The following is a 20,338-nucleotide window of genomic DNA, read 5'->3' on the forward strand; positions in this document are numbered from 1 at the left end:
AATCTATTTCCCTCAATTGTTCAATTTCCTCTACACTAGAGTTTTGATGTGGAGTGTTAGCTGAGTGGAAGTTACTGGACAAAATCAAGCAAATGAACGTGCGGTCTTGGTGAGTGTTAATGTCCAAATATTAGAAGATCTTGATCAAGAAGAATTTCGTTTATTGGCCAAATCTGCTGGTGCAGAAATTCTTGAACATATACAAGCTCAACGTATTAAACCTGACCCTAAATTTTTTATTGGTTCGGGTAAAGCTGAAGAAATCGCCGAATTTGTTGCAGCGGTAGAAGCTGATATTGTCATTTTCGATCATTCCCTCACACCATCTCAAGAACGTAATCTCGAGCGTGTTATTCAATGTCGTGTTATTGATCGTACTCGCCTTATCTTAGATATTTTTGCACAACGCGCACGAACACATGAAGGTAAACTACAAGTTGAATTGGCTCAGTTAGACCATCTCGCTTCACGTTTAGTGGGTGGTCGCATGGGCTTAGATGGCCAAAAAGGTGGTATTGGTTTACGTGGTCCAGGTGAAACACAATTAGAAACAGATCGTCGTTTACTTCGTCTCCGCATAACCCAGCTCAAAGACAAACTTGAAAAAGTCCGCCAAACACGAATTCAAGGTCGTGCAGCGCGTCAAAAAGCGTCTATTCCAACAGTGTCTCTAGTCGGTTATACCAACGCAGGGAAATCCACCCTATTTAATATTCTTGCTGAAAGTGATGTGTATGCAGCAGATCAATTGTTCGCAACACTTGACCCAACTTTAAGAAGATTAAATTGGGATGGCATTGGAACATTGGTCTTGGCTGACACAGTCGGATTCGTTCGCAATCTTGCACACTCATTAGTAGAGTCATTCAAAGCTACCCTTGAAGAAACACTTGAGGCGACTTTGCTTTTACATGTTATCGATTCAAATAGTCCAGAAAAGCTTGAGCAAATTGATGCTGTTGAAAAAGTCCTAAAAGAAATTGGGGCTCAAGTGCCAATACTACGCGTATACAACAAAATTGATCAAACGGGTGAAGAACCTAAAATCATTTATGCTTCTCCCAATTTGCCTGATCGAGTCTATGTTTCAGCACACTCAAGTCAAGGTTTAGATTTACTGCGACAAGCCGTTCAAGAGTGTTTAATGGGGCAAATACAACAATTTGAACTCACACTCAGACCTGAATATGGCAAATTACGCAATCAACTGTATGAATTAAATGTGATTCAGTCTGAACATTATGATGATCTAGGTCATTTGATTTTAAATATTCAAATTGCGCCACATAAATTAGAGCAACTTATAAAACAAGCACATTTACCAATTGATCAAATTCTTGGTGATAAGGCGCAACAATTTAAAAGACCTTTAGAAGAGTTTGAAATCAAATCATAAATCAGTTAAAACGTGATAAATAATGTTAAAAGTATAATCATGATGCAGTGGATGAAAACGATAGATTGGCCAGCATGGATTGGCACCATAGTGCTTATTATTGGCTTCCGAGAAGGTTCAGTTTGGCTTATGACTCAATTGAATCATCCCGAACTGGGCAATCTTGTCGGGTTGCTTTCCTTACTATTTGTACTGTTTGCTTGGCGTAGATTTGGCACTCTTCCAACCAGAGTTGTCGATGTAAATAATAAAATCATGAAAGAAAGTGCTTTCGCATTTTTACCAATTAGTGCTGGGGCATTGGTTATGTTGGTTCATATGGGTAAAGAAATTCCTCTTTTTTTACTCGTACTCACGTTAAGTACACTTATTCCACTTTGGGTTTACGCCAAAATGGCAAAACGCTGGTTATAGGAGAGAAATATGCTCGCAATTTTAATCGGCTTTGCTATTACGTTATTCGCCTATTTAATTTCAAAACCCTGTAACCGTGTCGTACCACAGATTCCTGTCATTGTGTTCGGGATGTTCTTTGTGATCGTCATCTTACTGATTATTGGTATTCCTTATGATCACTACATGAAAGATGTCAATCCGATTTTTGATCATTTATTAGGATACGTCACAGTGGCTCTCGCGATCCCACTTGCAGCGATGCGTTATGACGATTTACCACTAAAAGGCATTTTAGGAATATTAGTGTTTGCTAGTGTCAGTGCTGTCGCATTGCCTATGGGCTTAGCGTATCTACTGCATATGGCAGATTCGACCATTATGGCTTTCGCTACACGTGCAGTGACAACACCAATCGCAATTAATATTGCGACCTTACTCCATGCACCAATTAGCTTAGCCATTCTAATCGTCATTTTATCTGGTGTGATTGGCGCAGCTTTTTCACCACTCATACTACGTCATATTAATGATGAGCGTGCCTCAGGCTTAGCACTCGGTTTAGCAGCCCATGCAATTGGGACAGCTCAAGCTTGGCAACGAGGCAGTGTAGCTGGTCGTTATGCTGCATTTGGTATGGCGGTAAATGCAACGTTTACAGCCGTTTGGCTCCCTACTTTTATTTACTTTTTAAAAGCGACCTCTTGATATACCCACAACTGAAAATAAAAAAGCCACTGATGAGTGGCTTTTTTATTAGACGAAAACGACCAAAAGTAGATTCTATGCAAACATAGGATTATCAACAGCAAACATTTGCTGATCTTCAAGACGATACGCCATTAATTGATTGCCCCAGACACAACCACCGTCAACATTCTGAATATGCTCAGATATTGTTTTGCCCTGTAAGGCAGCCCAATGTCCAAAAATGACTTGATGAGTTTGGGCAGCTTTTGACTCATATTCAAACCATGGCTGATAGCCAGCTGGCATCGGCTCATCTAAAGCATCTTTAAAACTAAATTCGAGTCGTCCCTCTGGATCAGTCAAACGCATACGGGTTAGATAATTAACAATACATCGTAAGCGCTCATGTCCTGTTAAATCATCTGACCATAATGTAGGTTCTTTACCATACATTTCTTTCAAAAATGCATCCAGAACATCAAAATCATCATGCGCAATAACCGCTTCAACCTCTTGAGCAAACTGTTTCACTTGCTCTACTGTCCAAATATGTGGAATACCCGCATGTGTAATGACAATATTTTCATTTGGACATAAACATAAGGGTTGTTTGCGTAACCAGTCGATTAAATCATCACTGTCAATCGCATCAATCACATCACGAGTATTGTCTTTCTCTTTAATCTCTTTAATGCCCCTTGCGCCCGCTAACAAGGTCAAATCATGATTACCCAAGACTGTCGCAGCAACGCCTCGATCGACCAGTTTCTTGATAAAACGTAAAGCGCCAATCGAGTTTTCACCACGTGCGACTAAATCACCCGCAAACCATAAAAAATCCTGATCAGGATCAAATTTGATTTCCTTGAGTAACATTTTCAAAGCTTCAAAACAGCCCTGAACATCACCAATCACGTAATTATATCGAATGTTTTCACCAGCCATTTATGCATCTACCATTTGATCTGCAAGTGCAACAAATTGAGCAAGTGTTAATGTTTCTGGACGCGCCATTGGATCAACACCAGCTTTTTCAAATCCTTCCTCTTGCAACATGCCTTTTAAACTGTTGCGAAGTGTCTTACGGCGTTGTGTAAATACATGGGAGACTAAACGTGCCAAGGCTTTTTCATTCTTCGCCACTATTGGTTTTACATCATACGGCTCTAAGCGAAATACCGCAGAAGTTACTTTGGGTGGTGGGTTGAACGAACCAGGTGGCACTTCAAACAAGAATGTTGGTTTACAGTAATACTGAATCATGACTGATAAACGACCATATTCTTTGGTATTTGGTGATGCCGTAATACGATCGACCACTTCTTTTTGCAACATAAAGTGCATGTCTTTGACTTTGTCACCAAACTCTAAGAGATGAAATAACAAAGGTGTAGAAATGTTATAAGGTAAGTTACCGACAACACGCAACGGACGACCATCAAACAGTTCAGTGAAATCGTAGCGTAAGGCATCAGTTTCCACAATAGTTAAACGTTCAGGATGCGGTACACGACCGGGTAATCCAGCTGCTAAATCACGGTCTAATTCAATGACAGTCAAAGCATCACATTCACCAATTAAAGGCGATGTTAAAGCGGCAAGACCTGGACCAATTTCAACAATATTGTCACCAGTACGCGGGTTCACCGAACGCACAATTTTGGCAATGACACGTTGGTCATGTAAGAAGTTTTGACCAAAACGCTTACGCGTGTGATGCCCTTCATCTTTCGGGTTTAAGGCATTAATCTGATACATAAAGATTTCCAACGTGTAATTAAGACAAGATCACTGACGCGCTAAATCGAGCGCTAAGTCCACAGCCACATGTAAGCTCGAGCTTTTCGCAAGTCCAGTACCTGCGAGGGAGAGTGCTGTGCCATGATCGACAGAGGTGCGAATAAACGGCAAGCCCAAAGTAATATTAATGGCTTCACCAAATCCTTGCGATTTTAACACAGGTAATCCCTGATCGTGATACATGGCTAAAACTGCATCGGCATCTTTTAAATTTTCTGGTGTAAATAAGGTATCTGCAGGCAGACATAAACTCATGTCTATCCCTTGCGCACGATAGCGTTCAAGTACAGGATTAATCACTTCGATCTCCTCCACTCCTAAATAACCATCTTCACCTGCATGAGGATTTAAACCGCACACCAAAATTTTGGGAGATTCGATTTTAAATTTTGATTTTAAATCATGAATCAGGATTTCGATGACCTGATGCAAGCGCTCAGCTGTAATCGCATCCGCAACCGCACGAAGGGGTAAGTGCGTGGTTGCAAGTGCAACACGTAAGGTTTTGGTTGCCAGCATCATGACCACGCGTAACACACCAGCAAACTCTTGGTAAAACTCAGTGTGACCACTGAAATGAATACCTGCCTCATTAATCACTGACTTTTGTACAGGTGCTGTCGCCACGCCAACGCTTTTACCTGACATCGCATAATCTGCAGAACGGCGGAGTTGCTCTAAGACATAACTCGCATTTTGAGCATTTAACTCACCCAGTACTACTCTTTCATTTAAAGGAATATGTTCCACATAAAGCTGACCCACTTTTGACGATGTTTGTTGCCCTTGATACTCAATCACTTCAACTTCAAGATGAAGTTTTTCTGCACGTTGATTGAGCATTTGTATATCAGCAAGCACGACGAGTGGACGCTCATCCAAACGTTGCGCAAGGCTTAAACAGATATCAGGACCAATTCCAGCAGGCTCACCGCTGGTGACATACAAAGGAAGCATAACTATCATCATTCAAGGATTTTTATTATTTTAATACAGATCGAATGTACGATGTTCAACAATACCAAAATGGTAAAATCTTAGCCCTCTGATTTTTTTAATCGTTCTTTTGAGTCTTTTAGCGCCAATCCATACGAAATCTTGCATCTAATAGACCAAAAGCATGAGCGACTTCGGATACACATACAATCACGATGACGAAGAACAAACCCAACAAAAGAATCCGTCCAATCGTTGAACGCGCTGAATAAAATGCTGAATCTTTAATGCACAAGAAACCAAAGCCACCGATTAAATAGATGATCCAAGGGAAAATCATAAAATGTGCATACATTGAATATATAAGAATGACACTTAAAACATCGATTCCATAAATAGTGCCAAACACCATGCCTAACGCTAAATATATTCCGAGAAAAATGAATAAAAATCCGGTCAAAAATTTCGTCACCTTGCTCACTTTGATTTGATCATGGCGTGAAGATAAATCTGAATGATGAACAGGAGGAGAGAAACGATCATTATTATTTAATGAACTCATCAAAACTCCGAGCTATTATTATGATTATTTCCTCATTCTAAAAGAAATTGATTAAATAAACCGCTATACTTTTCAATCTAAATTAAATAGAATATGCTCCTCGAAATCTTAATATTTTGATTGTGGTTCTAGTGTTTTTCCGCTAGAATTCGCTCTCCTTTTTGTTTGGACAGATTCCACCGTCCAAACCAACTATAATAGGTAGTGGTTAATGAAAACTCTCAGCGCTAAGCCAGCTGAAGTTCAACACGACTGGTACGTTGTTGATGCTTCTGGCAAAACTTTAGGTCGTCTTGCGACTGAAATCGCACGTCGTTTACGCGGTAAGCACAAAACTTCTTATACTCCTCACGTTGACACTGGTGATTACATCGTAATTATCAATGCTGAGCAAGTTCAAGTAACTGGTAATAAGTCACTTGATAAGAAATACTATCGCCACACTGGTTTCCCTGGTGGTATCCGTGAAACTAACTTTGAAAAATTAGTTGCTCACAAGCCAGAAGAAATCTTCCAACGTGCTGTAAAAGGCATGTTGCCAAAAGGTCCTCTTGGTTATGCTATGATCAAGAAAATGAAAGTGTATGCTGGTGCTGAGCATCCTCACACAGCTCAACAGCCACAAGTTTTGGACATCTAAGGGATACAGCACATGGCTACTAACTATGGTACAGGTCGCCGTAAGACCGCAACTGCACGTGTTTTCCTATCTGCTGGTACTGGTAAACTCGTTATTAACAACCGTTCTTTAGAACAATACTTCGGTCGTGAAACTGCTCGTATGGTTGTACGTCAACCACTTGAGCTTTTAGATGCTACTGAGAAATATGACCTTTACATCACTGTTGCTGGTGGTGGTATCGGTGGTCAAGCTGGCGCAATCCGTCACGGTATTACTCGTGCATTGATCGCTGCTGACGAAACTTTAAAACCTGCTCTTCGTCAAGCTGGCTTCGTTACTCGTGATGCTCGTGAAGTTGAACGTAAGAAACTTGGTTTACGTAAAGCTCGTAAACGTCCACAATTCTCTAAACGTTAATTCGTTTTCCGAATTCGGACAAAAAAACCTTGGCTTATGCCAAGGTTTTTTTTCATCTTTATATTTTCCCTTACTCATGAAAATCAGTCGTACACGATACTTTAAAATGAATATTAAACTCTGATATCAATAAAAAGACGCTAGTTTTTATTGCTCTATTTTGACTGACTTAAACAAACATATGCTTAATCATCTATCCCAATTTGAGGATTGTTAACTTTTATAACTTCATTAAAAAATACTTTCATGCAGTTTTTTAAATTAAGAGGATAAAAATGTTAAATAGGGAAATATGTTTATCATTCGCCGTAGCCGCTACAATATTCGGTACATCCAATATTGCACAAGCAAATAACTCACAATCAATAGATGCTTTAGCCGTGTGCTGGCAATCCAATACGGGTAAGCATGTTTGTGATGGACCTATACAAAGATTAATGTCTTCATATGAAAACATAAATAAAGCATTAGAGTTAGTTGGATGCTCAGATGGATATCCTGTACAAAATAATAGTCTGGTACATCGATCTTTAGGTCAAAAATTCTCAGTGGTTTACAAGTGTGGCTATAAACTTAGACCTGGCGACACAAGTGCATTAACTAACAATCGCGACGTCCGTCAATGGTGGAGTGGAATCATACATTAGTGCACAAGGCCGATTTAAAGATCGGCTTTTTACATCGCTTTGGATAAAAAAGTTAAAGATTGAATTTCAACAATGCAAGGATAGAAGTTAATAAAAAACGTTCCAGACATAAATACGAATCAATATAAAATCCAAGTGTTTTAATATGCATCGCTCATTAAACGATGATTTTAGCGTGCTTTTTTAGTATCCTTATCTATTCATTAATACTTTGATTGGAATATGTCAGTCGAAACCACCCCATTACAAGGCATCACCATTTATAGTCATGCAGATGACTTTCGATCGCATTGGATTCGCTTCTTACTGGCAGAAAAACAAATTAAACACAATTTATTTATTATCGACGAAGACAACGAGGATCTTGCGAGTTTAAATCCATACAATCGACTCCCGATGATGATTGAAAATGAGTTAAAACTTTTCAATACATCCATCATTTCTGAATATTTAGATGATCGCTATCGTCAGAATAAGTTATATTCAGATGCTCCTGCTCCACGTGCAGAACAACGCCAATATATATGGCGTTTTGAAAATGACTGGTTAAAACTTGCAGATGATATGTTGCGCCACCCAGACACACTTGATGTTGACGCACAAAAGGCAGCCCAAAAAAAGTTAAAAGATACGCTTATCTCGCTGACACCTTTGTTTCAGCACTATCCTTATTTCATGTCTGAACAATTTACAATTTTAGATTGCATGTTGGCACCGATTTTTATACGGTTAAGAACGATGGGTATTGAGCTTCCAAAGCAACAATGCCGCCCGTTTTATTTATATTGCCAGCGTGTTTTCAGTCGTCCAGCCTTCATTAAGTCCATGACGGTTCAGGAAAAAAATCGTTATAGTCCTGAATTAAAATCCGCTTAAAAAAGCAAAAGAGTGAGTCACATGTCTGATCAAGAAATCAAATTAAGTCCAACTCGCCCGTATTTAGCACGTGCGATTTATGAATGGATTTGCGATAACAATCTCACCCCATATCTACTGGTAGATGCCACACAACCTTATACCGATGTACCTACACAGTTCGTTCAAGACGGTCAGATTGTTTTAAATATCGTGCCACATGCTGTGCATCAACTACACATGAGCAATGAAGCGATTACCTTTTCTGCACGTTTTGGTGGTGTTTCCAAAGATATTTATGTGCCAATCAATGCTGTACTCGGGTTATATGCAAAAGAAAATGGTCAAGGATTATTCTTTGATCCTGATGAATATGCCAATGCACAAACGGATGAAAATCCGATAGAATCTAAACAGCAACAAAATCAAGAAAATGAAGCACCAAAGAAAAAACCGAGTTTAAGAATTTTGGATTGAAAAAACTTACAGGAGAGTTGAATGGCTTTTGATTTAGTACAATATTTTGTTGAGCAGACCAAAATTCAAAAGCCTCAGCTGTTGAAACAGTATCCAGCTGAACAACGGCATGAATATCTCAATGAATTAAATATCTTAGCTTTAGGCAAACTCATCAGCCTATGGCGTAAAGACGAAAAAAAAATCTACCAAGAAATTCATGCCGCTGACCAACTTTATATTCAAGAAGTCGCACGGCATTTGACAACATCTCAACATAATCAGTCTACGCTGTCTCATCAAGAACTTGAAACTGCGACATCAGAGATTTTGACCTTACAGCTTAATGAACTTAAACAGCTTGATGTAACAGGTCATTATCAACTACAAGGCATGAATGAATTACTTCAGGGTCAAGTTGAACATCTCTCTGGTAAAGCAAAAGATTGGGTTTGGCTAACAAATAACCTAAATGAGTTGATTGGTTCTCAACCTGTCATTCAAGAAGAGATATCATTAGACCAAACGATGAAGGAGTTTCATGACATGGTCAATCAAGTTCAACATGATCACCACGATGTTGCTGAGCCAGAAGTAGTGGCTACACCAACTTGGGCAAAAGTTTTAGAACCTGTAGTTGCGATTGCAATTCTTTGGGTGCTTTACTGTGCCGTACAAACAGTATTTGCATAAATCTGGTCATAAAAAAAGCCATCTTTAGATGGCTTTTTTTTATTGCTTATTCAGCATCAACCTCAATATTCATCAAGATTTGACGTTTTTTCACTTGCTGACCAACTTGTCCTACGATTTCACCCACAACACCGTCCACATCTGACTTAATTTGCTGTTGGATTTTCATCGCTTCAAGAATCAATAATGTTTGTCCTTTAGTTACACGCTCTCCAGGTTGAGCAATGACATTTATAATTGCACCATCCATTGGGGCACGAATTTTACCATCCCCTGCCACATCGGCAGTCTCAGGTGGTAAATAGGTAATATTTTCCACCATGACGTTGCCATTCGCGCGATCTAAATAAACAAAATTACCATCAAGAACATAGTCGATTCGACGTCGAATTCCATTAATGCTATAAATCAATTGCTGTGTATTTTGCGCTACAACCTCAATCGACTGGCTTTCACCACAGGTTTCAACACTCACTGAACGACCATCACGATGCACAATGAGATCTAACTTTTGATCATCATATCGAAGTTTCAGTGGTAATGCTGAAGAAACTCCTGTGTTCCAATCTGTTTGCGCAGATGCATTTATCAACAACGCTGCAATCAATGCTAAGCTTTCTAAATTTAGACTCTGTTTATTCAAACTCACATCACTTTGGAAATGCTGTTGAATAAAACCAGTGTTCACATCACCCTCCACCACAAGTGGATGACGTAATAAGTTAACTAAAAACTCCTTATTACTGTTTACACCTAACAGTACAGAATCATTTACAGCACGTGCAAGTAAACGAATCGCATCGGTACGTGTTTTGCCATGTACGATGATTTTAGCCACCATTGGATCGTAGAATGGGCTAACTTCATCAGTTGGCATCATACCGTGATCGATACGTACGCCTTCTAAATCCGAAGGTTGCCAACGCAATACTTTGCCTGTTTGTGGTAAGAAGTCTTGGCGTGGGTCTTCTGCATATAAACGCACTTCAATGGCATGACCATTCATAGTCAATTCTTCTTGCTTGAGCGGTAATGTTTCACCGTTTGCCACACGAAGCTGCCATTCCACAAGATCAAGACCTGTAATCATCTCTGTTACAGGATGCTCTACTTGCAAACGTGTGTTCATTTCTAAGAAATAAAACTCACCTGATTGATCTAGTAAGAATTCAACCGTACCTGCACCCACATAGTTACAAGCTTTGGCTGCGGCAACTGCGGCATCACCCATGGCTTGACGTGTTTCTTGTGTCAATACTGGACATGGTGCTTCTTCAACCACTTTTTGGTGACGACGTTGAATCGAGCAATCACGTTCAAATAAATACACGTAGTTGCCATGTGTATCACCAAAGACTTGGATTTCTACATGGCGAGGCGCAATCACTGCTTTCTCGATAATCAGCTCACCCGAACCGAACGCATTTTCTGCTTCAGAACGGGCAGTTTTTAACGCTTCAAGCAAATCAGCTTCTTGATGTACAAGACGCATACCACGTCCACCACCACCTGCTGATGCTTTCACCATCAATGGGAAACCTACTTTTTTCGCTTGATCTGCTAAAAAGTCGATGTCTTGTTGGTCGCCCTCATAACCCGGTACACATGGTACGCCTGCTTCAATCATGGCGATTTTAGACAAACGCTTGCTACCCATGAGTTCAATCGCACCTGCTGGCGGACCAATAAAGGTAATACCATTTTCTGCACATGCTGCGGCAAAATCTGTATTTTCAGATAAGAAACCATAGCCCGGATGCACAGCATCTGCGCCCGTTTTCTTACACGCTGCGATAATATTTGGAATCGATAAATAAGATTCTGATACTTTTGAAGGGCCAATATAAACCGCTTCATCTGCGACTTGTACGTGACGCGCATTTTTGTCGGCATCAGAATACACAGCAACGGTTTCGTAACCTAAGGCTTTTGCTGTACGCATCACACGAGCAGCAATTTCACCACGGTTTGCAACTAATACTTTTGTAAACGCCATAGTTCCACCAATTTTTTAGGCTCCTCTGATCTTGAGGAGCGTATCCTTTTTAATTCACATTCATACAGGCGTTGGAATGTGGTTTATTCTGCCCAGCTTGGTTGGCGTTTTTGGATAAACGCCATAGTACCTTCCATGCCTTCTGCACTTGCCACGGCATCTGCAAATTGACGTGCTGCATCATCAAGTAACGGCCCCAATTCTTCTTTGGTGGTACGATGTAATAATGCTTTGGTTGCACGCGATGCCAATGGCGCACAGCGTTTAATTTGGGTAATGGTTTCTTCAAGTGCTGATGCAAGTTCAACTTCATCTGCAACCACTTGATGCACAATCCCCACCTCTAAAGCGGTTTGACCCTTAAAGCGCATACCTAATAAGGCTAAACGACGTGCTTGAGTTAAGCCCACACGTGTCACCACAAACGGTGCGATTTGTGCAGGTAAAATCCCTAAGCCAGTTTCAGGTAAGCCAAATTGTGCTTCCGCATGCGCAATTGCAACATCAGAGACACATGCCAAACCAAAACCACCGCCAAGTACCGCACCTTCTAGTACAGCAACTACAGTTTGTGGTGCTTGATCGACTTGCTCAATCATTGCACCAAAGGTACGGTTAAAATCGGTATAAGGTGTGTTATTGCCGACTTCCATGGCTTTAGCACGGATACCCGCCATATCTTTGATGTTTCCACCTGCACAGAAATGACCACCTTTACCACGCAAAATTACAGCACGTACAGACACATCATCTTTAATTGCTGTAAATACAGCCTGAATGGATTCCACCATTTTTAGGCTCATGGCATTACGGCTTTCAGGATGGTTTAACCATAAAGTTAAGATGCCACCGTCTTGCTCTAGGATGATGCTGCCATCAACTTCTAAATTGGCAATTGAGCTTGATAATGTCATATCAGATCTCCTGCTTATTTTTTCTTACCAGGAAGGATGTCCATCATCTTACAGATAATGCCAAGCATGATTTCGTCTGCACCACCACCGATCGAAACTAAACGACCATCACGGTAGAATTGTGCTGCTGGGTTGTCTGCCATAAAGCCATTACCACCCCAGAATTGTAAGCAGCTATCTGCAACTTCACGTGTTAAACGACCTGCTTTCAGTTTTGCCATAGACGCCATTTGCGTTACGTTTTCGCCTTCGATATGTAATTGGCAAGCACGATAGGTTAATGCTTTCAGCGCTTCAATTTCAGTCATTAATTCGGCAAAACGGAAATGGATATATTGGTTGTCAATTAACGGCTGACCAAATGTGGTACGCTCTTTCGTGTATTGAATTGTTTTTTCGATACATTGCAACATTCCGCCCATTGCGTTTGCAGCCCCCCACATACGCTCTTCTTGGAACTGAAGCATTTGCATCATAAATCCCATGCCTTCTTGACCCACTAAGTTACGTTGTGGCACACGTACGTTGTCAAAGAATACTTGTGCAGTGGTACTAGAACGCATACCTAATTTATCTAATGGCTCAGAGAATGTAATCCCCGGTGTGTTTGCTGGAACCACAATCATTGACTTATTAAAGTGTGGCTTACCGTCAGAGGTATTCGCTAACAAACAGAAAAAGTCTGCTTGAAGCGAGTTCGTAATCCACATTTTGTGACCATTAATAATGTAGTCATCACCATCTTTTACAGCTGTAGTTTTAAGTGCTGCAACGTCAGAACCTGCTTGGACTTCAGATACCGCAATCGCTGCAACTTTTTCACCTGCAACTGCTGGTGTTAAAAACTCATCGCGTAATTCTTTAGAACCAAAACGAGCAATCGCAGGTGTTGCCATATCAGTTTGTACACCCATCGCAAGTGCAACACCACCCACGTTGATACGACCTAACTCTTCTGCAACAACAAGGTTATAAGAATAATCGAGTGCCAAACCACCGTTTTCTTCAGGTTTACAGATACCCAATAAACCCAAATCACCCATTTTTTTGAATACTTCGTGGATTGGGAATCGACCCGCTTTTTCCCATTCTGCTGTAAATGGGTTGATTTCGTTTTCTACAAATTGACGTGTTGTACGGCGTAGCGCTTCATGTTCTTCAGTAAATTTCATTTTTTGTCTTCCTTAAAATTTCAATATTTGTTTTTTAATCTTTAATCTACCTTGCGAATCCATGCTTCTCACCTCTTTAAAAAGAGGGGGTATTCCTCACTTTTTAAAGGGATGAGGAATATATTCCGCAAGAGGGATTGATTAGAATCTTGGTACACCAAAACGTGTTGGATTTAGTTCACGTGCTTGTGATTCATTAATCGTTTGCAATAAGAAAATCAGCAATTTACGTGTATCACGTGGGTCGATAATGCCATCATCATGCAACATTGCAGTATTAAATAGCGCTGTAGATTGTGACTCTAATTTCATTGCTGTTGATTGTTCTAAGAAGTCCAACATTTGCTCATTGGGCTCCATGCCAGATTCACGTTGTTTCGCCTCTGCAACAATACGAAGTACCTTACCAGCTTGCGCACCACCCATCACCGCAACACGAGAGTTCGGCCATGAGAAGATAAATTGTGGGCCAAGTGGACGACCACACATTGCATAGTTACCAGCACCGTATGAACCATGTGCAATGATCGAAATCTTCGGCACTGTAGAATTCGCAACAGCTTGGATCAGTTTAGAACCATGTTTAATGATGCCGTTTTGTTCTGCATCTGTACCCACCATAAAGCCTGTGGTGTTATGCAAGAATAAAATTGGGCGACGTGTTTGTTCACATAACTGAATAAACTGCGCTGCTTTTGCTGCACCTTGTGGGGTAATTGGGCCATTATTGGTAATGATGCCTAAATGCATACCACCAATTTGCGACCAACCACATACCGTATGTGAGTCATACTCATTTTTAAATTCGAAGAAATCAGAATCATCAACAATACGAGCAATGATTTCTTTCATATCCAAAGGTTGTTTTGGATCTGATGGAATGATGCCAAGTAACTCATCTGCCGAGTAACGTGGCTCTTTATATTCTGGAATATCAAGTTTCACTTGTTCTTTCCAGTTTAAATGCTTAAATATTTCACGTGCGATACGGATACCATCAGCATCATTTTCTGCCAAGTATTCTGCTGTACCTGCCACTTGCGCATGCATTTCTGCACCACCCAATTCTTCAGCAGTCGCCACTTCACCTGTTGCAGCCAATAATAATGGCGGCCCTGCAAGCAACATTTCGGTTTGCTTACGTACCGTAATTACGTAATCAGATAAACCCGGTTGGTATGCTCCACCTGCTGTTGCGTTACCATGGACTACAGAAACTTGTGGAATCCCTTTTGCAGATAAACGTGCTTGGTTGGCAAATGTTGTACCACCGGCAGTAAATACTTCTGCTGCGTAGTTTAAGTTTGCACCACCACTTTCTGCTAAAGTAATGATTGGTAATTTTTGCTCTAACGCAATTTGGTGTAAACGAAGGCTTTTGTGTACACCCATTGGGGCAATCGTACCGCCTTTGATCGCACTGTTATTGGCAGCCACCATACAACGTGTACCATTTACAAAACCAATCCCTGCAATGATCCCGCCACCTGCTTCTGAACCATCTTTATCATCATGCATCTTGTAACCCACAAGACCACACAACTCTACAAATGGAGAATCTGCATCGAGCAACATACGTACACGCTCATGCGGTAAAATCTTTCCTTTTTTATCAAACTTAGGCTTAGCTTTATAAGAACGATCTAGCGCACTTTTTTGAATCGCTCGAATCTCTTCGATTTGCTCGAGCAATTTCGCTTTATTCTGTTCAAATACTTCGCTTCCTACTGCAACTTCGGACTGAATCACTGCCATTCCGTTTCCTCCTTGTTCCTTATAATCTGGATTAATTCTTTTCGTCTTTTTTCTTTAGTACATCTGGAATAAATGCACGGTGGAAGCCGTTATAAGACTCACTATTTTCTGCAGATGATAATGGGAATACGCGTGTACCTTGTGAAGCCGCACCATCAATACGTACTGTCATCCCTGAAACAAAGTTAGCAGCGTCAGATAATAGATAAACAATCGCCGAAGATACTTCCGACTCTGTTCCCATACGTTGTAAAGGCACATTGCTAGAAAGGTTAGGGATAATGAATTCTGCGACAGGGCCTGAATAGGTATCCATCCCTGATGAGATAATCCAACCCGGTGCCACACAGTTTACCCGCACACCTGATTTGCCCCATTCCACCGCAGCCGTTTTGGTCAGGTTATGAACACCTGAACGTGCTGCACCTGAGTGCCCCATACCCGGCATACCGCCCCACATATCTGCTGCCATATTGACGATGGCTCCACCATTTTTTGCCATCCACTGGTTATAGGCTTCACGCATAAGATAGAAGGTCGAATGTAAGTTATTACGGATGACCGCATCAAAACCATTGGCAGAAATACTTTCTAATGTTGATGGGAACTGACCACCTGCATTATTGACTAAACCATCGATGCGACCGAACTTTTCGATCACCTCCGCAATCATGTTTTTCACTTGTACTTCTTCGCGGTTATCACACACGATGCCATGTGCGTGACCACCGTCTTCAGTGATTTCAGCAATCACTTTTTCAAGTTTTTCGATCTTACGACCTGTAATCACCACTTGCGCACCAAGTGATGCAAGCTCATGCGCCGTACAACGACCAATGCCCGAGCCACCACCTGTGACAATCACGACTTTGCCAGCGAATGCATCATTTCTAAAAATTGATTGATAACCCATTGCGCATATTTCCATTTTTAATTGATGTAAATTATTTTGAATTGGGCACCGTCTCGATGCCCAAATCTGTGCTTACAGTAAATCTGCTGGCACTTTCACTGGCATATCTAACAATTGCTGTGCAAAGGCTTTACCTTGTGGGTCAATACGTAAACTTGCAACACCACCACCGCCAAGTGCATCAATTAACAAGAAGTTAAGTGCATTTAAACCCGGCAATTCATAGCGACGAACTTCGCCACCTTCACCGCCTTCAAATACATGCTTCATATATTCAGCAACATTGGCTTCCGTTAAAGATGCACGAATCCAAGGTAAGAATTCTGGTTTACGTGCAAGCACACCGATATTGCTGTAATTACCTTTGTCACCACTACGTGCATGTGCCACTTCAACCAATGGCACTTCAATTTCGTTACCAGTTAAAGTTGCCACTTCACCTGCTGGAATGGTTGGGATTTCTTGTGGTGCTTCACCATGCGGAACATCAACTTTATGACGCTCGCCATTGATATCCACTTCGATATTTAATTTCGATTTTTCTACCAAGAACGAAAATAATTTAATCACTGGAGATGGTTTTGGACGACCACCCACAATCCCTGTTAATGCAGGTGCCATACCTGTTGAAGCTTGCGCAATCTCAGATGCAAAGAACATACATGCTTCTTTAAACATATGTTTAACGGCAATTTTCACCACAACTTCACGAGGTTTTTGCACACGACGATTTGAGCCATACGTTGTTTCTGTACCTAAAATCTCAATTGATTTTTCAGTAAATGGTGGAATCGAACGCAGTGCCATTACACGCTCAACTTTATTTAAAATGGCATTTGATACTGCATAAGCTTTTTCTTCTGCATCTTGGCCTGCAAGTAAGAAACTCACCAACACACGGTTACCATCAGGATAGGTTGTGCTGACTTTGTAATGTTGTGTCGGTGCTGTACCTTTTGCACCTGTCACCAATACACGGTGCTCGCCTACTTGTTCAAGTTTTACTTGGCTAAAATCAGCCGTTACATCAGGCAATAAATAAGCTTGTGGATGACCAATTTCATACACAATTTGCTCGCCCACAGTACCTGTAGAAACTAAACCACCTGTACCATTTGGTTTAGTGACGATAAATGATGAATCTGCTTTCACTTCAACAATAGGGAAGCCCATGTTGTCAAAGCCTTCAACCAAACGCCAATCTGTGAAGTTACCGCCAGTACACTGTGCACCACACTCAATCACGTGACCTGCAAGTGCCGCCTGTGCCAATTTGTCGTAATCGCTTAAATCCCATTTGTATTCGTGCAATAAAGGCCCAATCACCACAGCCGAATCCACCACTCGACCTGTGATCACAATGTCTGCACCTAAATCCAGAGCATCACGAATCCCTACAGCACCCAAATAAGCATTACTACTTGCGATATGTGGAGGAAGATCCTCACCATTAAACATTTCTTTTATATTTTGTTTTTGAAGTTCAACGTGCTGATCCATTAAATCATCACCAAGTACCACCGCAACTTTCAAATCTAAACCAGCATTTTTGATCACTTCTTGAAGTGCATCACGGCATGCCAATGGATTTACACCGCCAGCATTACTTACAACTTTGATTTTCTTGTCCGCAATTTTTTTGATGAGCGGTGTCATAACACGACTAACAAAGTCCAATGCATATCCATGAGAAGGATCTTTCATTTTGGCTTTTGCCATGATAGACATGGTGATTTCTGAAAGATAATCAAATACTAAATAGTTAATATCCGACATGTGTACCAATTGAAATGCAGCTGTGTTGGTATCTCCCCAGAAACCTGAAGCACAGCCAATTTTTACAATTTTTTGTTCGTCCTGAATATTTGTCATAACCATCTCATTATTCTGTTTAGAATTTGAGCTTAATCTACCAAGCAAGCGCTTGGTTTGTAAAGTGCAAAATGTTATTATTATTTGCAAATCTGCTTATTGCGCTAAAATTTGCATGGAAGCAACGCGTTTAGAAAACAAAATAGGATAAAATAACAAGATGATCGCGACCTCTATTGACCAAATTCAACCAATAGCCTGCTTTGACGATACACCACGTGGTCGTTTACTTTTGGGGGCAGCTTATTTATTCCATAAACAAGGTTATGCCAAAACCACTGTTCGTGAACTCGCTCAGTTTATTGGTATCCAATCTGGAAGTTTATTTCATCATTTCAAAACTAAAGACGATATTTTGGCGCATGTGATGGAACAAACCATCATTTACAATCACGCTTGCCTTGAAAGTGCCATATCCACTTCAGACCATCCAGAGCAACAACTCAAGGCTCTGATTAAAGCTGAACTCGATGCGATCTCTGGGGATACAGGTTCCGCTATGGCTGTATTGGTCTATGAATGGTTTTCACTTTCTGAGGAAAATCAGAAGAAACTATTAAAATTAAGAAATGATTATGAAGGAATATGGCTGAGTGTCATCAAGGTATTACATGACAAAGGCAAAATTAAGCACGATCCTTTTATCTGGCGAAGACTGATTGGTGGGTCAATCGCTTGGACCGTAACTTGGTACAATCCAGAAGGGAAAATGTCACTTGATGAGTTAACCAATATCGTCTGGGATATGGCAATGAATGCTTAACTTTATATCTGATCAATTAAAAAAGGTGGCTTAATCCACCTTTTTATTTCTTTTAGAAGCCCAGCTGTCGGCTTGCCAAATCTTTCATAATTTCCTCAGCTCCACCGCCTATCATATTCACTTTAACTTCGCGATATATACGTTCAGATTTCATGCCACGCATAAAGCCCATGCCACCTAGTGTTTGAACGGCTGCATCAGCACAGAATTGCATAGTTTGCGTTGCTACGTTTTTGAGCATACAAATTTGTGCAATCATTTCATTCCCTTGAAGTTCAGGACGACCCATTTTATATGCCGTATCTTCAAGTAAAGCGCGAGTCGTTTGTAAACGTGTTGCCATATCTACCAATTTATGACGAACAACTTGATGATCTACCAAGCGTTTACCAAAAGTACGTCGCTGTTGAGCCCAATCTAGAGCTTCTTCATAACAAACTTTTGCATAACCATAACTACTCGCAGCCAAGAAAAAACGTTCCATATTGAAGTTATTCATGATAACAAAGAAACCCATATTCTCAGGACCAATCAAATTTCTTGCAGGCACTTTAACTTGATCGAAGTGTAGATGAGCGGTATCAGAAGCCCACCATCCCATTTTATCTAACTTCGTTTTTGTAATACCTGGTGTATGGGCATCAATCAGTAGCATTGAGATACCATTGGGTCCTTTTCCTTCAGGATCAGTTCGAACGGCAACGGTATAGTAATCAGCGCGAATACCAGAAGTAATAAAGGTTTTTTCGCCACTGACTACATAGTAATCACCTTCTTTTACTGCTTTTGTTTTAAGTGCTGCAACATCAGACCCCCCTCCCGGTTCTGTTATTGCTAATGCCGAAATCTTCTCACCTGATAAGATTTGTGGCAAAACCTCTGCTTTCACCTCTTCACTTGCAAAGCGATTGATTGGCGGTGCACCGATCATATGTGAAAGTAATGAAGCGATTAAACCTCCTGATGCAGCCTTTGCCAACTCCACACACCCCAATAAAGTATAGAATGCATCTGTATCAGGGATACCACCGTATTTTTCATCAAAACCTGATGCCATCAATCCAACTTCTGCAGCTTTTTTGTAGAGTTCTCGTGGAAAAGATTCGGCTTCATCCCACTCATTTACATAGGGAATAATTTCTTTTTCTACAAATTTTTTTACTGCATCTGCAAATGCAAAGTGTTCATCTGTGTAATAGATCGGATTGTATTGCATCAACTATGTCCCTGAAATTATTTAAATCCTCATAGGCATACTGACATTTATTGTTGTTTTTTTAATTGCAAGAATCATCAATCTTTTGGCATAAATTAACTGAATGGAGCTTCTTATTTAATTACAAGGGTTTAATTATTTTCAAATTCAATTTTTTGATATAAAAAAACACCCCCTTGTATTGAAGGGGGTGTTTAGAATAATGAGCTGGCGATGACTTACTCTCACATGGGTAACCCCACACTACCATCAGCGCTAAGAGGTTTCACT

20 protein-coding genes are annotated in these 20,338 nt (G+C 40.7%); 9 read left to right on the forward strand and 11 right to left on the reverse strand.

Annotated features, from left to right (window positions below; all coding sequences use genetic code 11):
• Positions 1-64 precede the first annotated feature (64 nt).
• Genes hflX through AC1M9D_RS09275 form a run of 3 tightly spaced genes read left to right on the forward strand, consistent with a single transcriptional unit; the run spans position 65 to position 2,497 of the window.
• Complete coding sequence (hflX, locus tag AC1M9D_RS09265; RefSeq protein WP_092768502.1) at positions 65-1,396, forward strand: ribosome rescue GTPase HflX; 1,332 nt, start codon at positions 65-67, stop codon at positions 1,394-1,396.
• Between the two features lie 42 nt (positions 1,397-1,438).
• Positions 1,439-1,810 carry a hypothetical protein gene (locus tag AC1M9D_RS09270; protein WP_481612017.1) on the forward strand — a complete coding sequence of 124 codons (372 nt, stop codon included), beginning with the start codon at positions 1,439-1,441 and terminating at the stop codon, positions 1,808-1,810.
• Positions 1,811-1,819: 9 nt separating this feature from the next.
• Positions 1,820-2,497 carry an LrgB family protein gene (locus AC1M9D_RS09275; protein ID WP_481612004.1) on the forward strand — a complete coding sequence of 226 codons (678 nt, stop codon included), beginning with the start codon at positions 1,820-1,822 and terminating at the stop codon, positions 2,495-2,497.
• Positions 2,498-2,572: 75 nt separating this feature from the next.
• Here the strand turns inward: AC1M9D_RS09275 and AC1M9D_RS09280 are convergent, their stop codons facing one another.
• The 4 genes from AC1M9D_RS09280 to AC1M9D_RS09295 all read right to left on the reverse strand — a co-directional run bounded on the left by AC1M9D_RS09280 (position 2,573) and on the right by AC1M9D_RS09295 (position 5,777).
• The gene (locus AC1M9D_RS09280) at positions 2,573-3,424 is read right to left on the reverse strand and encodes a symmetrical bis(5'-nucleosyl)-tetraphosphatase (protein WP_481612005.1); all 852 of its coding nucleotides are present in this window, start codon (positions 3,422-3,424) and stop codon (positions 2,573-2,575) included.
• Complete coding sequence (gene rsmA, locus AC1M9D_RS09285) at positions 3,425-4,237, reverse strand: 16S rRNA (adenine(1518)-N(6)/adenine(1519)-N(6))-dimethyltransferase RsmA (RefSeq protein ID WP_035270009.1); 813 nt, start codon at positions 4,235-4,237, stop codon at positions 3,425-3,427.
• Positions 4,238-4,267: 30 nt separating this feature from the next.
• On the reverse strand, positions 4,268-5,248 hold the full coding sequence (gene pdxA, locus AC1M9D_RS09290; RefSeq protein WP_481612006.1) for a 4-hydroxythreonine-4-phosphate dehydrogenase PdxA: 981 nt from the start codon (positions 5,246-5,248) through the stop codon (positions 4,268-4,270).
• A gap of 106 nt (positions 5,249-5,354) precedes the next feature.
• Positions 5,355-5,777 (reverse strand): hypothetical protein, encoded by a 423-nt coding sequence (locus tag AC1M9D_RS09295; RefSeq protein WP_481612007.1) that lies wholly within the window; start codon positions 5,775-5,777, stop codon positions 5,355-5,357.
• A 211-nt stretch (positions 5,778-5,988) separates the two neighbouring features.
• Here AC1M9D_RS09295 and rplM point away from each other — a divergent pair, with 211 nt between their 5' ends.
• The 5 genes from rplM to AC1M9D_RS09320 all read left to right on the forward strand — a co-directional run bounded on the left by rplM (position 5,989) and on the right by AC1M9D_RS09320 (position 9,467).
• The gene (gene rplM, locus AC1M9D_RS09300) at positions 5,989-6,417 is read left to right on the forward strand and encodes a 50S ribosomal protein L13 (protein WP_035270016.1); all 429 of its coding nucleotides are present in this window, start codon (positions 5,989-5,991) and stop codon (positions 6,415-6,417) included.
• Positions 6,418-6,429: 12 nt separating this feature from the next.
• Complete coding sequence (gene rpsI, locus AC1M9D_RS09305; RefSeq protein ID WP_035270019.1) at positions 6,430-6,816, forward strand: 30S ribosomal protein S9; 387 nt, start codon at positions 6,430-6,432, stop codon at positions 6,814-6,816.
• Between the two features lie 869 nt (positions 6,817-7,685).
• Positions 7,686-8,339 carry a glutathione S-transferase N-terminal domain-containing protein gene (locus AC1M9D_RS09310; protein ID WP_481612008.1) on the forward strand — a complete coding sequence of 218 codons (654 nt, stop codon included), beginning with the start codon at positions 7,686-7,688 and terminating at the stop codon, positions 8,337-8,339.
• Positions 8,340-8,360: 21 nt separating this feature from the next.
• The gene (locus tag AC1M9D_RS09315; protein ID WP_035269488.1) at positions 8,361-8,795 is read left to right on the forward strand and encodes a ClpXP protease specificity-enhancing factor; all 435 of its coding nucleotides are present in this window, start codon (positions 8,361-8,363) and stop codon (positions 8,793-8,795) included.
• Between the two features lie 21 nt (positions 8,796-8,816).
• A complete protein-coding gene (locus tag AC1M9D_RS09320) occupies positions 8,817-9,467 on the forward strand; it encodes a hypothetical protein (RefSeq protein WP_035269490.1) in 651 nt (216 codons plus the stop codon).
• Between the two features lie 46 nt (positions 9,468-9,513).
• Here the strand turns inward: AC1M9D_RS09320 and AC1M9D_RS09325 are convergent, their stop codons facing one another.
• The 6 genes from AC1M9D_RS09325 to AC1M9D_RS09350 form a co-directional block, all read right to left on the reverse strand.
• Entirely contained in the window at positions 9,514-11,463 is a 1,950-nt protein-coding gene (locus AC1M9D_RS09325) for an acetyl/propionyl/methylcrotonyl-CoA carboxylase subunit alpha (RefSeq protein ID WP_481612009.1), read from the reverse strand.
• Between the two features lie 83 nt (positions 11,464-11,546).
• Entirely contained in the window at positions 11,547-12,377 is an 831-nt protein-coding gene (locus AC1M9D_RS09330) for an enoyl-CoA hydratase/isomerase family protein (RefSeq protein ID WP_481610385.1), read from the reverse strand.
• 14 nt (positions 12,378-12,391) lie between these two features.
• Positions 12,392-13,549: an acyl-CoA dehydrogenase family protein gene (locus AC1M9D_RS09335; RefSeq protein WP_179999830.1), complete on the reverse strand. Its 1,158-nt coding sequence runs from the start codon at positions 13,547-13,549 to the stop codon at positions 12,392-12,394.
• Between the two features lie 141 nt (positions 13,550-13,690).
• Entirely contained in the window at positions 13,691-15,304 is a 1,614-nt protein-coding gene (locus AC1M9D_RS09340; protein ID WP_481612010.1) for an acyl-CoA carboxylase subunit beta, read from the reverse strand.
• 31 nt (positions 15,305-15,335) lie between these two features.
• On the reverse strand, positions 15,336-16,217 hold the full coding sequence (locus AC1M9D_RS09345; protein ID WP_481612011.1) for an SDR family oxidoreductase: 882 nt from the start codon (positions 16,215-16,217) through the stop codon (positions 15,336-15,338).
• Positions 16,218-16,289: 72 nt separating this feature from the next.
• The gene (locus AC1M9D_RS09350) at positions 16,290-18,095 is read right to left on the reverse strand and encodes an acyclic terpene utilization AtuA family protein (protein ID WP_481612012.1); all 1,806 of its coding nucleotides are present in this window, start codon (positions 18,093-18,095) and stop codon (positions 16,290-16,292) included.
• 154 nt (positions 18,096-18,249) lie between these two features.
• Between AC1M9D_RS09350 and AC1M9D_RS09355 the strand changes: the two genes are divergently transcribed.
• Positions 18,250-18,852 (forward strand): TetR/AcrR family transcriptional regulator, encoded by a 603-nt coding sequence (locus AC1M9D_RS09355; protein WP_035269534.1) that lies wholly within the window; start codon positions 18,250-18,252, stop codon positions 18,850-18,852.
• 52 nt (positions 18,853-18,904) lie between these two features.
• Here AC1M9D_RS09355 and AC1M9D_RS09360 read toward each other — a convergent pair whose 3' ends face one another.
• Positions 18,905-20,068 carry an acyl-CoA dehydrogenase family protein gene (locus tag AC1M9D_RS09360; RefSeq protein WP_481612013.1) on the reverse strand — a complete coding sequence of 388 codons (1,164 nt, stop codon included), beginning with the start codon at positions 20,066-20,068 and terminating at the stop codon, positions 18,905-18,907.
• Between the last annotated feature and the right edge of the window lie 270 nt (positions 20,069-20,338).

Source organism: Acinetobacter sp. ANC_7682 (assembly GCF_056779795.1).